Raw genomic sequence first — 14,175 nt, forward strand, 5'->3', positions numbered from 1 at the left:
ACTACTCTACCACGATGCGTCTGCTGACGGGCCGCTGCCCGGAGGCTACCAACCGGACGATGTACACCCCATGTGACAGGTCATTCACATTCACCCGGTGGATGCCCTCCGGATAGTCCCGCTGGTACACCGTACGCCCACTGATGTCGTGCAGACTGAGTTGGTGTGCGTAGGGACTCTCCACGGTCAGCTGGTCGGTGACGGGGTTGGGGTAGAGCTGGATGGCAGGTGCACGCTGGGTCTCGCTAGCGGACTGAACTACCGGCGCGCTTGCCTGAGCCTGCGGCACGGGGATAAGTCGCCACCGCTGACTATTCCCGGAGTCCAGGGTACGGCTCAGTCCCCTACGCATTCCACCGAGGTAGTCGATATCCAGTCGCTTGTCCGGGGCGTGTCCGGGGGAGAAGCGGTATGTACCGTCGCCGACCGGGAGGACTTTCCAGCGCTGGTTGGCCCGGCCATGCCGGTCCCAGATAATGAGGGAGGCATTGGTACCCTCATCCGCACCCTGGACATCCAATCGCTTAGTGGGTGCATGGACGGGAGCAAGCTCGTATACTCCGGCGTCTACCTCGATGAAGGTCCACTGCTGATTGCTGTTTCCGGTGCGGGCGATACCGTCCACCTCGGTCCCGTTGCGTGTACGTGAGCCGCGTACGTGTAGTCGCAGTTTGGTGTCGTGCTGGGGCTCTAGTTCGTAGACCGCGCCATCTACAATATCACCGATTGTCCAGCGCGCAATACCGGGGGCGGTCGTACTGCCGGCTACCTCGAAGCTACCCCCCACGACTAAGCCACCCGTTTCCGGCAGACTAATGGCGTTGACCCGGGTATCGGTACCGACGTCCTTATCCGGGCCGAGTGCTTCCCACTCCAACTCGGCGCTCCACCGGGCGATGTTCCTGACGATGTAGCGTGTGCCGTCTGCAAGGGTAGCGGTCTCGAAATTACCGCCGGCGTACAGGTGAGTACCGTCGTGCACCAGCGCATTCACGTTGTCGCTCACCCCCTGTCCGATCGCTTGCCACTGGTCGGTGGTCCGGTCCCAGCGTGCGATACGGTTCACGGTCTGCTCGCCCGCCGTAGCGAAGTTGCCGCCGATGTATACGGACGATCCGGTGACGGCAATCGCCTGTACGAAACCGCTGGTCCCGCTCCCCAGGCTACCCCAGTTGCTGCCGTCGAAGGTCGCGATACGATTGGCTGGTCTATCTCCCGCACTGGCAAAGTTGCCGCCGATGTAGACCGTGTTCTCCTCGTCAAAGGCGATGGAACGCACTTCGTTATTCGTGCCGGGTACGCCGGTGCCGGAGTCGGTGAGGGCCGACCAGTTTCCATCCCACCTGGCGATGTTATTTGCGGTGATCCCCCCGGCGGTGACGAAGGTGCCGCCTGCAAACACTTCCCCTTCGGGACTGATCCCCAGGGCTAGTACCGCACCGTCCGTGCCTGCTCCAAGCGCCGCCCATGAGCTACCGTCCCATACCGCGATGTGCTGCGCAGTAGTGCCGCCGATCGTAGTAAAGTTTCCTCCGGCGTACAGTCGGCCGTCCGATCCGAGGGCCAGCGCGCTGATCCTGCCATTGGAGCCGGTGGAGAGGCTGCGCCAGCCGTCCGCATCGCTGTATACGGCGATGTTGCCGGCACTGCTTCCTCCGGCGGTCTCGAAGCTTCCGGCGGCGTAGATGTTGCTTCCATTACTTACCACCGCATCTACGGTCCCGGCGACTCCTTCACCTAGCGACTGCCAGTCACCGATGCCATCTACGGCCGTGGCGGTGGGGGCGGGGTCGTTTTCGTCCACGATGCGGAACAATTGGGTTTGCTGATCGTAGCCGCTGAAGTACAGTGCTCCGGCCTCATCGAGTCCAAAACTGGATACCCGCTCTCCGTCGCGGGTGCGGAAGAGGAGCTGGGCGGTCGCCGTGCCGCTACCGGCCGCGTAGTCGAGGGCCCAGACGCGTCCGGAGACGTAGTCGCCGAAGATCAGTTTGCCCTGGATGGCGGGATTCTGAAGTGGGCCGCGGTATACGTAGCCGAGGGTGATGGATACGTCTCCGTCGTCGTGGTCGTAGGCGTAGACCGGCTTGGTGTCTGGATTAGTGGCCAGGGTGGCGGAACTACTGAAGGTGCTGTTGGCCTCGAAGCGGTTCCAGCCGTAGTTGCCGCCGGCTTCGATCAGGTTGATCTCTTCGAAGGAGCCTTGGCCCACGTCGCCGCCCCAGAGCCGTCCGGTGGCCTCGTCGAAGGAGAACTTCCAGGTGTTGCGGATGCCCCAGGCGTAGAGCTCGTCCAGCCCGGACTGCCCTACGCGGGGGTTGTCGGACGGGATCTCGTAGTTTCCATTGGGGGTGGCTGGATTGGTTTCCAGTGGATTATTGCCGTCTACGTCCACATCGATCCGCAGGATGCTACCGAATATGGTGCCGAGGTCCTGGGCGTTTTGCTGGGGATCGCCGCCGCCACCGCCATCCCCGAGGGAGGCGTAGAGGTAGCCATCGGGACCGAAGGCGATCTTGCCCCCATTGTGGTTCGAGTTGCGCTGGTTCTTGTCGAAGCTGAAGATCTCTAGCCGGGAGGATGGATCTGCCCGGTTGGGATCGTCCGCACTTACCTGGTACCTCGCCAGGACCAACTCCACATTCACGTCCGCTACGCTACTCTTGCGCGTATGGTAGATATAGAAGTAGCCGTTGGTGGTGAACTGCGGGTGGAAGGCCAGGCCAAGCAGGCCGATCTCCTGACCGGCGGAGAAGCTCACGACATCCGTGACATCGAGGAAGGTCGCTGCGGACTGGACGTCCTGCCGGTTAGCAAAGACCCGGATCGTGCCGGCCTGCTCGACGACGAACAGGCGGTCGGAGCCATCGCCGGCGTGCTGTATCTCTACCGGAAACCGGAAGGATAGGGCGGGGAAGGCCGTCTCGTAGTTGATGCTGTCCTGGGCGGTCAGGGAAGAAAAATAGCCGCCAAATAAGAATAGAAGAAGGTATAGGTAGTAAGTCCGTCGCATACGCTTGGTAGGGTGTGCGGGGTATCAGCTCGGGGGCTAATATAGCGTATCGACCATTAGCGGCCTTGTTTTACAGCCTGATATGTGTGCTTAGTATACTATTATAGTCGTTACGTCATCTCCATGCCATCCTGCCAGTTCCAGATCACCAGCACCCAGTTCCGGCCATCCGGCGCGGTGAACCGGTCGAGCTCCTCGAAGCCGATCCGCTCATGTACGCGCTGCGAGCGGGTATTGCGGGCATCGATGGCGGTGACGCAGTAGGGGAAGCGGAGGTGGTAGCAGCCGCGCAGGTACTTATACATCCGGTCGGCCAGCTTCTGTCCGCGGGCTTCCTCCGCTACGCAGATCTGTCCCATCACCAGGTAGCCCGACGTGCCGAGCAGCTCCCCCCGGTGCACGATCGCATCCTGCCGTTCGAACAGGGCCGTAAGTACTGGCACCGACTCGCCGAACTCCCGCGTCATCGACAGGCAGTAGCCCAGCACCCGGCGTTCCTGCATGGCCACTACGGAGGCGGCCGAGGCGGTCATACGCTTCAGCAGCGGCAGGTCGTGGGTGGCCGTGACGAAGCCCTGCGCCTCGGCGGTCTCCGCGTCGATGGTCTCCAATAAATTGGCCTGCTGCAGAGCCAGGATCTGCTTGAGCTGATAGTCCTTACGGGCCAGGGTGATCTTGATGGGCATTGGTAGTTCTGTAGTGCTGTAGGTGGCATATCTACAGCACTACAAAACTACAGAACTACCCCACTACAGCACTGCCCTGCTTTCGCTTCACTACGCGCTTGGCGGCGGCTACGATGTCCTTCACGCCCAGGCCGTACTTCTCCAGTAGTTGCTCGGCTTCGCCGGACTCCCCGAAGGTATCGTCGGTACCGATGAATTCCTGGGGGGTGGGGTGCTGTGCGCTGAGGGTTTCGGCGATGGCTCCGCCCAGTCCGCCGTAGCGGTTGTGCTCCTCGCAGGTCACCACAGCGCCGGTCTTCTTGGCACTGGCTACTACGGCTTCGGCGTCGAGGGGCTTGATGGTGTGGATGTTGATCAGGTCTACGCTGATGCCTTCCTTTTCCAGCTGGCGGGCGGCCTCTACGGCATACCAGACCAGGTGGCCGGTAGCGAATATGCTCACGTCGCTACCCTCGCTCAGGTGCAGTGCCTTACCGATCTCGAACTTGGTCCCCTCGGGGATGAAGATGGGCCAGCTCGGCCGTCCGAAGCGCAGGTAGACCGGGCCGTGGTGCTCCACGATGGCCTGTACGGCCGCTTTGGTCTGGTTGTAGTCGCAGGGGTTGATGACCGTCATGCCGGGCAGCATGCGCATCATCCCGATGTCTTCGAGGATCTGGTGGGTGGCACCGTCTTCGCCCAGGGTGAGGCCGGCGTGGCTGGCGCAGATCTTGACATTCTTATCGCTGTAGGCGATCGACTGGCGGATCTGGTCGTAGACCCGGCCGGTGCTGAAGTTGGCAAAGGTGGTGGTCAGGGGGATCTTACCGCCCGTGGCCAGACCGGCGGCTACGCCCATCATATTGGCCTCGGAGATACCCATCTGGATGAAGCGGTCGGGGTAGGTGGTGATGAAGTCTTCCGACTTCATGGAGCCGCGCAGGTCGGCGGTGAGCATGATGACATTATCGTGCTTGTCACCGGCAGCCTTGAGTCCGGCACCGAAGCCGTCACGGGTGGCCTTCTTGCCGGTGGATTGTAGTTTATCTAAGGATAGCATAGTTTATTTTTTGTTTGTGGGGAAGGGAGGGGGGAAGGCGAGGTGCCGTTGGGATCGGTGAAACAGGTCCCACGCTACGTGACGTATGGGCGGGGCCGCGGGTGCAACACTGCCTGGACAAGCGAGCGTCCCAGTGGTCTCATCACCTAAATACCTTCCATGGGGAAGTCACCGAGGGTCTCCTCCAATTGGGAGAGTGCGTTTTCGGCCTGTTCCTTGTTGGGGGCCTTGCCGTGCCAGTGGTGGGTGCCGACCATGAAGTCTACGCCCATACCCATCTCGGTCTTCATGACGATACAGGTAGGCTTGCCGTTGCGCTTGGCCTGAGCTTCCTTGAGCACCCTGACGGTCTCCTCCATGTTGTTGCCGTCCATGTGCATAATGTCCCAGCCGAAGGCCGCGTACTTGTCCGCGAAGCTGCCGAGCTGCAGTACTTCTTTGGTGGGGCCGTCGATCTGCTGGCCGTTATCGTCGATGATCAGGACCAGGTTCTCCAGCTGGTTGTGGGGGGCAAAGAGGGCGGCCTCCCAGATCTGTCCTTCCTGCTGCTCGCCGTCGCCGGTGAGTACGAAGACGGTGCGGTCGTCGCCGTCCATGCGCTTCTGCAGGGCTACACCGCAGGCTACGCTGACGCCCTGTCCGAGGCTACCGGAGGCGATACGTACGCCGGGCAGACCTTCGTGGGTCGTAGGGTGACCCTGCAGGCGGCTATCGATGGCGCGAAAGGTCTTCAGCTCTTCGACCGGGAAGTAGCCCGAGCGCGCGAGCACACTGTAGAAAACGGGGGAAATGTGGCCGTTGGAGAGAAAGAATACATCCTCGCCGTGGGCTTCCATATTGAAGCTGGGGTCGTGCTTCATCACCTCGAAGTAGAGGGCGACGAAGAGGTCGGTATTGCCGAGGGCTCCACCGGGGTGGCCGCTCTGGCATCCGTAGACCTCCCGAATGATGTCGCGCCGTACCTGAGAGGCGGTGCGCTTGAGTTCCTGAATATCTGCCATGTAAGGGGGAAATTTTTAGTGGGTATGGGACAAGGCGGTATCGGCCTCACCCGAAAGGGTAAAGCAAGGTAGTGCAATTTGTTTGCCGCAGACAGGCAGGGCGTGCAGGAAAGGCGGGCCCCAGGGGCTATAGACTGTCGATCCAGTCCTTGATCTCCTGCTTGGTCTTGCCCAGCTTCTGCTGCAGCCGGCCCATCAGCTCGTCTTCCTTGCCGTGGGTGTAGGCTACGTCGTCGTCCGTCAGGTGGCCGTACTGCTGCTTGGCCTTGCCCTTCATTTCGGTCCAGTTGCCTTTGATCTTATCGTGGGTAGCACTCATGGGAATGGTGGTTGGTGAATCTGTTGCAACGTGATTCACCGCGGGGTGTTCCGTCCGCTGCAGCCACGGTGTACCTTCACCCCATGCAAGACGGTCGCCACCTCGCCGAGCTCCTCGCCTACCACCGGCAGTACCGCGCGGACTACCTGGAGTGGGCCGCGGCACGCGGCTATCCCGAGCAAGCAGCCCTCCACAACTACCGCCGTGCCCTCGTAGGCTGGTACGAAGCCAGCATGGACCCCACCCACCCCTACCGCGGCGAGGTGCTCTACTACGTGACCGCCCTGGCCGCCACCTACTTCGGTGCACCGCCCCCCCAGGATACCGTTCCGCTGGGCGACAATCCCCTGGACCACCTGCCACGTACCGTCCAGCTGGATGCCGGCAGCCAGCAACTGCTCACCCGCCTACAGGCCTTGCCGGAAGCCGACCGCGAGCTGCTCCTGCTAGCCGACTACCACCGGCTCGACCCGCCCGCCCTGCTGCGTGCACTGGACGGCGAGGACGAAGACCCGGACGTCCTCACCGATCCCCTCGAAGACACTCGCGCCCGGGCAGGCCTGGATGGCCCAGCCGCTGAACTCCTCTGGCCATCCGTCATCACCGTAGCCGGCCGGCAGGACCTCCTGGCCACCCTACAATCCGCCGCACCCGCGACCCCGCAAACCTCGAGTGACTCGCCAGTGCGCACAAACGAGACATCCGATGTCTCCCTCACGCGCCGTGCTCCTGCCTTCAACTGGCCCTCGGCGGGGATCGTACTGGCGGGGGCGCTGTTCGGCGTGCTGCTGTACCTGGCCTATACGACCTTCGGTGGCGCAACGACGGGCTCGCTATACACGAAGTACTTCGAGCCCTACCCAAATATCTTTACGGTACGGGAACCAGCGACGGAAGACGAGCGCGACCTCCAGCGCATCCTCTACTACTACGACCGGGGCGAGTACCGCACGGCCTATGATGAACTGCTGCCTACGGCCGCTGCCTACCCCGCCGCCCCGCTCTACCTGGGCGTGACCGCACTGGCCCTCAACGATCCGGCCCGCGCCCGCGAGTGGCTGGCCGAGTTGCCCGACCAGAGCCCCCACCGGCCCGCCGCCCAGTGGTACGACGCCCTGGCACAACTCGGTCAGGGCGGGGCCGCCGGTGCAAAGCACACCCTACAGGCGATCGCTGCGGCACCCGATCACCCCTACCGGCGGCAGGCCCAGCAACTTTTGTCCGACCTTTGACCCCCTATGAAGCCCTCCCTGCCTAAAGGCACCCGCGACTTCCTCCCCCACGAGGTGCGCCGCCGCAACTATATCTTCGATACCATCCGTACGTACTTCCACCGCTACGGCTACCAGCCCATCGAGACGCCGGTGATGGAGAACCTCAGTACCCTGACCGGTAAGTACGGTGAGGAGGGCGACCGGCTGCTGTTCAAGGTGCTCAATAACGGCGACTTCCTGAGCAAGGCTAAGGAGCAGGACCTGGCAGCCAAGGACAGTACCGCCGTACTTTCGCAAATTTCCAAGCGCGGGCTACGCTACGACCTTACCGTGCCCTTCGCCCGCTACGTGGTGATGCACCAGAACGACCTGGCCTTTCCCTTCAAGCGCTACGCGATCGCCCCCGTCTGGCGGGCCGACCGGCCGCAGAAGGGCCGCTACAACGAGTTCTACCAGTGCGATGCCGACGTGGTGGGCTCCGATAGCCTGCTCTACGAAGCCGAACTGACGCAACTGCTCGACGAGGTATTCACTAAGCTGGGCCTGGGGGTAGTGATCCGCCTGAACCACCGGGGCATCCTGGCCGGACTGGCCGAGCTGGCCGGTCATGCCGACCGGCTGGGCGATATCACCGTAGCGGTCGATAAGCTGGATAAGATCGGTATGGAGGGCGTCGAGCGGGAGCTGCTCGACCGCGGTATCGACGCCACTGCCGTAGCCACGATCAAGCAATTTCTGCATACTGACGATTTAGAAGAAGTTGCCCCACTTTTGGCAAACAGTGCCGTAGGACAACGGGGTGTCACCGAACTGCGCGAGGTGCTGAGTTCCGTCGGCCCGCTGGTCAACCGGGTCGTGTTCGACGTCACCCTGGCCCGCGGACTCGACTACTACACCGGCTGCATTTTCGAAGTGACCGTAGATCCCGAGCTGCACCCCGCTATCCGTATGGGCAGCATCGCCGGCGGCGGACGCTACGCCGATCTCATGGGCATCTTCGGCGGCCGCGACCTACCCGGCGTGGGCATCAGCTTCGGCGCCGAGCGCATTTATGATGTACTGGAGGAGCTCGAGGGCTTCCCCGAAGATGCCAGCCAAAGCCTGGAGTATTTGGTGGTCTGCCTGGATGAGGAGAGCCTCCGCCACGGCTTCGACCTGGTGGGCGATATGCGCAAGGCCGGTCGTAATACCGATCTCTATCCCAGCGCCGCCAAGCTGGGTAAAATGATGAAGTACGCCGATCAGCGTGCTGCGCCGAAGGTGATCATCATCGGCAGCCGCGAGGCGCAGAGCGGAGAGTATTCCGTGAAAACGATGCGGAGCGGGGAGCAGGAGACGGTCGCCCGCGCTAGCCTGGTCCGTCCGGTGTCAGCTACTGAGTAAGCTCTTTAGCGACCACCGACCCGCTTGCCCTGCAGGGCGATCATGTCCTCTACGATATTTACCGCCTCTTCGATGTAGACATCTTTGCCTACGCTCTGCTTGAAGTCGTCGTTGCGGGCCACCTTGGTCTCGTCGGCCAGGATAGGCTCCAGATCGACCTCCAGGTTGAGCACACCGGGGTTGACTACATCGTCGAACAGATCATCGTACATCTCGGCCTCCGTGCGGTTGGCGCGTTGCAGCGACTCGAAGTCGGTCAGGGCCAGGGGGTAGGTGTCGCGGTCGCGCTGCCGCTTCACGCGGGCGGCGTTCTCCTGAATACGGCCGAAGGTGGCGCTGGCGGCTACGCGCTCGGCACTGCGGGCCTGTAGGGCGTCCATATTGTTGATCTTGTAGACATCCTGCCGGTACTTGGCGGGCTCGATCTCGGTCCAGGCCAGGGGCGAGGACTGTTCTTTCTCGCCGGTCTCCAGCAGCGAGCGGCTGTCGGGCAGAATGATATCGGGCGTTACGCCACGCAGCTGGGTGGAGCCGCCGTTGATGCGGTAGAACTTCTGCATGGTCAGCTTCACCGTACCCAAGGGCTTGATGTCGCTGTAGCCGTTGACGGTGCGGTCCATATCGATGAAGCGCTGTACGGTGCCCTTGCCGAAGGTGGAGGTACTGCCTACGATCACGGCACGGCCGTAATCCTGCAGGGCAGCAGCGAGGATCTCACTGGCGGAGGCAGAGTACTGGTTCACGAGCACGACGAGCGGGCCGTCGTACTGTACCCGGCGGTCCTTATCCTTGAGTACTTCCTTGTCCATGCCGCGACCGGCCACCTGTACGACGGGGCCTTCAGGGATGAAAAAGCCGGTCATATCGACCACGTCACGCAGCGAGCCACCGCCGTTGTTGCGCAGGTCGAGGATGATGCCGTCGACATTCTGATCCTTGAGTTTTTCGATCTCGGCGGCTACGTCCTTGGCCGAAAAGCGGCCGTCCTCGTTCTGGAAATCGGCGTAGAAGCTGGGCAGATTAATGTAGCCGATCTTCTCGTCGTCGTCCTCATCGATGAGGAGCGACTTGGCGTAGGTGTCGTCGATGACGATCACATCCCGCTCGATGGCGATATCCTGGATCGCTCCGTCGGGCTTCTTGACCTTCAGGAATACCGTGGTGCCCTTGGGACCGCGGATCTTGTCCACGACATCTTCCAGGGGCATGCCCTTGATGGTGACCAGCTCGCCTTCTTCCTGGCGCACGCCCATGATGATATCATCTTCTTTCAGCTCCTTGCCCTGCCAGGCCGGTCCGCCTACGACCACCGAGGTGACCTTGGTGTACTCGTCCGAAGTCTGCAGTGTAGCACCAATACCCTCCAGGCGGCCGCTGAAGCGAATATCGAACGACTCCTTATCCTTGGGTCGGAAGTAGCTGGTGTGGGGATCGAAGACGGCGGTCATCGCGTTGAGGTACTGGGCTTCCTTTACGCTGGGCTTGAGCTCGCGCATGCGCTTGAACCAGTCCTGGTAGCGCTTCAGGATCTTGCCGCGGTATTCGATCTCGAGGCTGTCGAGGGTGGGTTGTACGGCCCCGGTGGTGTCCTTGGTGAGTTCTTCACGGCGCTCTACGATCTGACTGAGTAGCTCGCGCTTCATGTAGTCGTGCCAGTACTGCCGCAGCTCGGCGTCGTCAGCGGCCCAGGGGGCATCGTCGTCGGTATCCTTCATCTCACCGGCCTGCTCGAGGTCGAAGGGCTCGGCCAGGATCTCCTCGTACCAGCCCTGCACCTTATCCATATCGGCGTCCAGATGCGCCTGTACCAGCTCGTAGAAGGTGTACTCCCCGGCCTTAGCCTGGTCGTCGATGGCGGTCCGGTACTCGGCGAAGGCGTCGATGTCATCCTGGGTGAAGAACAGGCGGGCGCCGTCTACGTCGTTCAGGTACTGGGTGTAGACGGCTTCGCTGAAGTCGTCGTCAATGTCCTTCGGTTCGTAATGGTAGCTCTGCAGGTTGGCGAGCATGGTCTTCAGGATGACCGAGGGGGCGTCACCCGGCGGGGTATGATCGGGGCGAACGGCAGCGATGAGGCCGACCACGACTACGAGGGCGGAAAAAAGCAGGGGTCCTCTCGTTTTCATAAGATTTCTTTTTTGATCTCCGCGTCGGACGCCGCATACATTTGGTCCTGAAGGAGTAGCCGTATGGTAATGTTTGGCGAGCGGGAGTAGTTGAGTCCCCGCCCCGGCATTCTCCCGTTTAACAACATATTAATGCCGCGTACCTTCGTCCTAGTGCGCCGCTGGTACTACATTCTCGCCCTCGGGCTACTTTTTCCCGCCCTGCTCATCCACCTGGGCCTGATGGTCTTCATCGACGATGAGGCCATCCGCGCGCTGGTCGCCCAGGAGATGCTCTGGTCGGGTAACTACATCGCCCCGGCCATGCACGGCGATGCCTACCTCAATAAGCCCCCCCTCTGGAACTGGCTACTGGCCCTGAGCTTCACGCTCCACGGCGGGGCCAGCGAGTGGGCCGCCCGGCTGCCCACTGTCGTGAGTCTGCTGGGCTTCGCGGCTACGACCTACGCCTTCAGCCGCCGCTACTTCGGTAGCTACCTGGCCGGTATTCACGCCCTGACGGTCATCACCTGCGGGCGCATGCTCTTCTGGGACAGTATGCTGGCCCTGATCGACGTCACCTTCAGCTGGGTAGTGTACACCCAGATCATGCTGCTGTACTACTACGGTCGCGACGGCCGCTGGTGGCGGGCCTTCGGCTGGACCTACCTGCTCACCGCCGTCGCCTTCATGCTCAAGGGGCTACCCGCCATCGTGTTTCAGGGCCTGAGCGTGTTCGCTATCCTGGGCTGGCGGCGGGCCTGGTGGCAGCTCGTGCGTCCGGCCCACTTGGTGAGCGGCCTGGGCTGCCTGGCGCTGCTGGCGCTGTACTACATGCAGTACGACCACTACGTCGACCTGGCGCAGGTGGGGGAGCGGCTGTTCGTCGAGAGCGGCAAGCGGACCGCCGTGGCCCACGGGGTCTGGGAGACGGTCCGCCACGTGGCGGCCTTCCCCTTCGAGATGAGCTACCACTTCCTGCCCTGGACCTTCCTGCTCGTCTACCTACTACGGCGGGGCAGTTGGCAGTTGCTCAGGACCAGTGACTTCGCTGCCTTCTGTCTGGTGGCCTTTCTGGTCAACATCCCCGTATACTGGCTCTCTCCGAACGTGTACCCCCGCTACCTGCTCATGCTTGTCCCGCTGCTGTTTGCCAGTATGCTGTGGCTGCATCAGTACCACGCGCGGGAGCGGAGTAGTACCTATACGATCCTGCGGTACACGCTGCTGGCTATGATGACCGTAGTGGCTGTGGTACTGCCCCTGGCCCCCCTGGTACCCCAGACACAACTCGTCACCTACGCCTGGCCGAAGAGTATCCTGCTGGGCGCGGCCGCCGGTGCACTGGTGGTGGCGGGCTGGCGCGACCGGCGCAACTTCCTGCTCATCTTTTGCTGCTTTTTGCTGCTCCTGCGCGTGGCCTTCAACTTCTTCGTACTGCCGCCCCGCGCCGCCGAGGACGAGCGGGGGATCGCCGTGCGGGCCACGGCAGAGTCGGTCGTACGCACCAATGCGGACAAGCCCCTGGGCATATACCGCTACACCCTCATGGAGCCCGCCACCGGCTACTACCTCACCCAGGCCTACGGGCGGGTGGTGCCCCGCTACTTCGACCGCTATCCGGAGGGGGTGGTTTACGTAGGTAGTCCGCTCCAGTACCAGGACCTGCGGATCGAGGCCACCGACTCGCTGTACTTGCGGCACCTGCGGACGAAGTATCCGGTGGGCTACCTGCAGTACCCGCTGCCCGTGCCGGCGGGGGACGGGGAGGAGTTGGAGGATGGGATGGGATCGGGGATTAAGGTCAAACCTAGTCGGCGGACGAGCCAAGCTCCGCAAGGCTCGGCAGACGACTAGGCCGGGCCCGGCCGGTGACTGGGGCGTACTTTTGCCCCTGTGTACCTCTCCGTCGTAGTCACTATTCTCAACGAGGTGGAAAATATCCGCCCGCTGATCGACCGCATCCACGCCGCGCTGCGGGGGTACGACTACGAGATCGTGTACGTGGACGACGGCAGTACGGACGGTTCCGTCAAGCTGCTCAAAAGCCTCATCGACCCCCGCCTGGTCGTGGTAGAGCTGCGCAAGAACTACGGACAGAGTCTGGCCCTGATGGCCGGCATCGACGTGGCCCGGGGGGACTTCATCGCTACCCTCGACGGAGACCTGCAGAACGACCCCAGCGATATCCCCGCCATGCTGCAGCTACTGGAGCGGGAGGACTGGGATCTGGTCGTCGGAGAGCGCATCAACCGACAGGACGGCGCGGTGCTCCGCAAGCTGCCCAGCCGGATCGCCAACTGGATCATTCGCAACCTGAGTGGGGTACAGTTGCGGGATTACGGCTGCGCCCTCAAGGTATTCCGGGCCGAGATCGCCCGGGACCTGGGTATCTACGGGGAGTTGCACCGCTTCATCTCCGTGCTGGCCAGCCTGGAGGGGGCACGCATTACCCAGATCCCGGTCAAGCACCACGCCCGGCAGTTCGGCCAGAGCAAGTATGGGCTGGGCCGCACCTTCAAGGTGGTGAGTGATCTACTGCTGATGCTCTTCCTTAAGAAGTACCTGCAGAAACCCATGCACCTGTTCGCCCAGGCGGGGCTGGCCCTATTCGCTATTGGCGCCCTGATCAATGTATACCTGCTCGGGCTGAAGATTATGGGGCAGGATATCTGGGGTAAGCCCATTCTCATCCTGGGGGCCCTGCTGGTACTGGCGGGTATTCAGCTCGTCACGGTGGGCATCATCGTGGAGGTGCTCATGCGTACGTACTACGAGAGCCAGGACAAGAAACCGTATAAAGTGCGGGAAATCAAGCGGTTCGGGGAGGTGGAGCTGCCCGAACGACCGGTGCGCGTGGCTAGGCTTCGCCCGTCCTCCACGGAGGAAGGAAGTGCCTGATGGCGTGCTGGTGTAGCGTAGCCGGGTCGCACTCCGCCTACCCCTGAATTGGCTGCGCACCGGCGGCCGCGCCCATGAAATACGCCTGGAACGCTAGGAAAATAAGGACTTAGGCGATAAACACCGGGGAAATTCCTACGTTTGCACCCATATCCAGGGCATTCCTGGTGGTGCGTGCAGACGCATCGACTCACAACTAAAGTATTCCCATAATGAACAAAGGAGAACTCGTATCGGCCATCGCCGAAAAAGCCAGCCTGACCAAAGACCAAGCCGAAACCGCCCTTAGCGCCATGATCGATAGCATCGAAGGCGCCCTGAAGAAGGAAGACAGCGTAAGCCTCATCGGCTTCGGCACGTTTTCGGTCACCAACCGCCCAGCGCGCGAAGGACGTAACCCCCGTACCAATGAGACCATTCAGATCAAGGCCAAGAACGTAGTGAAGTTCAAGCCCGGTAAGAAACTCAGCGAGTCGGTCAACTAATTCGGCCTACCCCCATTAGGGCCCCAAAG

The 14,175-nt window shown here is 62.0% G+C and carries 11 protein-coding genes; 5 read left to right on the forward strand and 6 right to left on the reverse strand.

Annotated features, from left to right (window positions below):
* Position 1 precedes the first annotated feature (1 nt).
* From MJQ68_RS00240 to MJQ68_RS00260, 5 genes are all read right to left on the reverse strand, one after another.
* Positions 2–3,013 carry a PQQ-dependent sugar dehydrogenase gene (locus tag MJQ68_RS00240; RefSeq protein WP_238748956.1) on the reverse strand — a complete coding sequence of 1,004 codons (3,012 nt, stop codon included), beginning with the start codon at positions 3,011–3,013 and terminating at the stop codon, positions 2–4.
* A 110-nt stretch (positions 3,014–3,123) separates the two neighbouring features.
* Positions 3,124–3,699, reverse strand: a complete 576-nt coding sequence (locus MJQ68_RS00245; protein WP_238748957.1) for a GNAT family N-acetyltransferase — start codon at positions 3,697–3,699, stop codon at positions 3,124–3,126.
* Between the two features lie 55 nt (positions 3,700–3,754).
* Positions 3,755–4,738 (reverse strand): transketolase family protein, encoded by a 984-nt coding sequence (locus tag MJQ68_RS00250; RefSeq protein ID WP_238748958.1) that lies wholly within the window; start codon positions 4,736–4,738, stop codon positions 3,755–3,757.
* 146 nt (positions 4,739–4,884) lie between these two features.
* Positions 4,885–5,739, reverse strand: coding sequence for a transketolase (locus MJQ68_RS00255; protein WP_238748959.1), 855 nt, complete (start codon positions 5,737–5,739; stop codon positions 4,885–4,887).
* Positions 5,740–5,866: 127 nt separating this feature from the next.
* On the reverse strand, positions 5,867–6,058 hold the full coding sequence (locus tag MJQ68_RS00260; protein WP_238748960.1) for a CsbD family protein: 192 nt from the start codon (positions 6,056–6,058) through the stop codon (positions 5,867–5,869).
* A gap of 83 nt (positions 6,059–6,141) precedes the next feature.
* Between MJQ68_RS00260 and MJQ68_RS00265 the strand changes: the two genes are divergently transcribed.
* Both MJQ68_RS00265 and hisS read left to right on the forward strand, forming a co-directional pair.
* Positions 6,142–7,290 (forward strand): tetratricopeptide repeat protein, encoded by a 1,149-nt coding sequence (locus MJQ68_RS00265; RefSeq protein ID WP_238748961.1) that lies wholly within the window; start codon positions 6,142–6,144, stop codon positions 7,288–7,290.
* Positions 7,291–7,296: 6 nt separating this feature from the next.
* On the forward strand, positions 7,297–8,655 hold the full coding sequence (hisS, locus tag MJQ68_RS00270) for a histidine--tRNA ligase (protein ID WP_238748962.1): 1,359 nt from the start codon (positions 7,297–7,299) through the stop codon (positions 8,653–8,655).
* Between the two features lie 5 nt (positions 8,656–8,660).
* Here the strand turns inward: hisS and MJQ68_RS00275 are convergent, their stop codons facing one another.
* The gene (locus tag MJQ68_RS00275; protein WP_238748963.1) at positions 8,661–10,781 is read right to left on the reverse strand and encodes a carboxy terminal-processing peptidase; all 2,121 of its coding nucleotides are present in this window, start codon (positions 10,779–10,781) and stop codon (positions 8,661–8,663) included.
* Positions 10,782–10,913: 132 nt separating this feature from the next.
* Here MJQ68_RS00275 and MJQ68_RS00280 point away from each other — a divergent pair, with 132 nt between their 5' ends.
* The 3 genes from MJQ68_RS00280 (at position 10,914) to MJQ68_RS00290 (ending at position 14,146) form a co-directional block, all read left to right on the forward strand.
* Positions 10,914–12,617 (forward strand): ArnT family glycosyltransferase, encoded by a 1,704-nt coding sequence (locus MJQ68_RS00280; protein WP_238748964.1) that lies wholly within the window; start codon positions 10,914–10,916, stop codon positions 12,615–12,617.
* Between the two features lie 39 nt (positions 12,618–12,656).
* Positions 12,657–13,661, forward strand: a complete 1,005-nt coding sequence (locus tag MJQ68_RS00285; RefSeq protein ID WP_238748965.1) for a glycosyltransferase family 2 protein — start codon at positions 12,657–12,659, stop codon at positions 13,659–13,661.
* 212 nt (positions 13,662–13,873) lie between these two features.
* Positions 13,874–14,146 carry an HU family DNA-binding protein gene (locus tag MJQ68_RS00290; RefSeq protein ID WP_238748966.1) on the forward strand — a complete coding sequence of 91 codons (273 nt, stop codon included), beginning with the start codon at positions 13,874–13,876 and terminating at the stop codon, positions 14,144–14,146.
* The last annotated feature ends 29 nt before the right edge of the window (positions 14,147–14,175 follow it).

It is taken from the genome of Neolewinella maritima (assembly GCF_923081025.1).
In the GTDB taxonomy this organism is placed as follows: Bacteria; Bacteroidota; Bacteroidia; order Chitinophagales; family Saprospiraceae; genus Neolewinella; species Neolewinella maritima.

Coding starts and splice junctions, on each gene's coding strand:
- MJQ68_RS00240 (WP_238748956.1), bottom strand. CDS start 3,013: ATGCGACGGACTTACTACCTATACCTTCTTCTATTCTTATTTGGCGGC.
- MJQ68_RS00245 (WP_238748957.1), bottom strand. CDS start 3,699: ATGCCCATCAAGATCACCCTGGCCCGTAAGGACTATCAGCTCAAGCAG.
- MJQ68_RS00250 (WP_238748958.1), bottom strand. CDS start 4,738: ATGCTATCCTTAGATAAACTACAATCCACCGGCAAGAAGGCCACCCGT.
- MJQ68_RS00255 (WP_238748959.1), bottom strand. CDS start 5,739: ATGGCAGATATTCAGGAACTCAAGCGCACCGCCTCTCAGGTACGGCGC.
- MJQ68_RS00260 (WP_238748960.1), bottom strand. CDS start 6,058: ATGAGTGCTACCCACGATAAGATCAAAGGCAACTGGACCGAAATGAAG.
- MJQ68_RS00265 (WP_238748961.1), top strand. CDS start 6,142: ATGCAAGACGGTCGCCACCTCGCCGAGCTCCTCGCCTACCACCGGCAG.
- hisS (WP_238748962.1), top strand. CDS start 7,297: ATGAAGCCCTCCCTGCCTAAAGGCACCCGCGACTTCCTCCCCCACGAG.
- MJQ68_RS00275 (WP_238748963.1), bottom strand. CDS start 10,781: ATGAAAACGAGAGGACCCCTGCTTTTTTCCGCCCTCGTAGTCGTGGTC.
- MJQ68_RS00280 (WP_238748964.1), top strand. CDS start 10,914: ATGCCGCGTACCTTCGTCCTAGTGCGCCGCTGGTACTACATTCTCGCC.
- MJQ68_RS00290 (WP_238748966.1), top strand. CDS start 13,874: ATGAACAAAGGAGAACTCGTATCGGCCATCGCCGAAAAAGCCAGCCTG.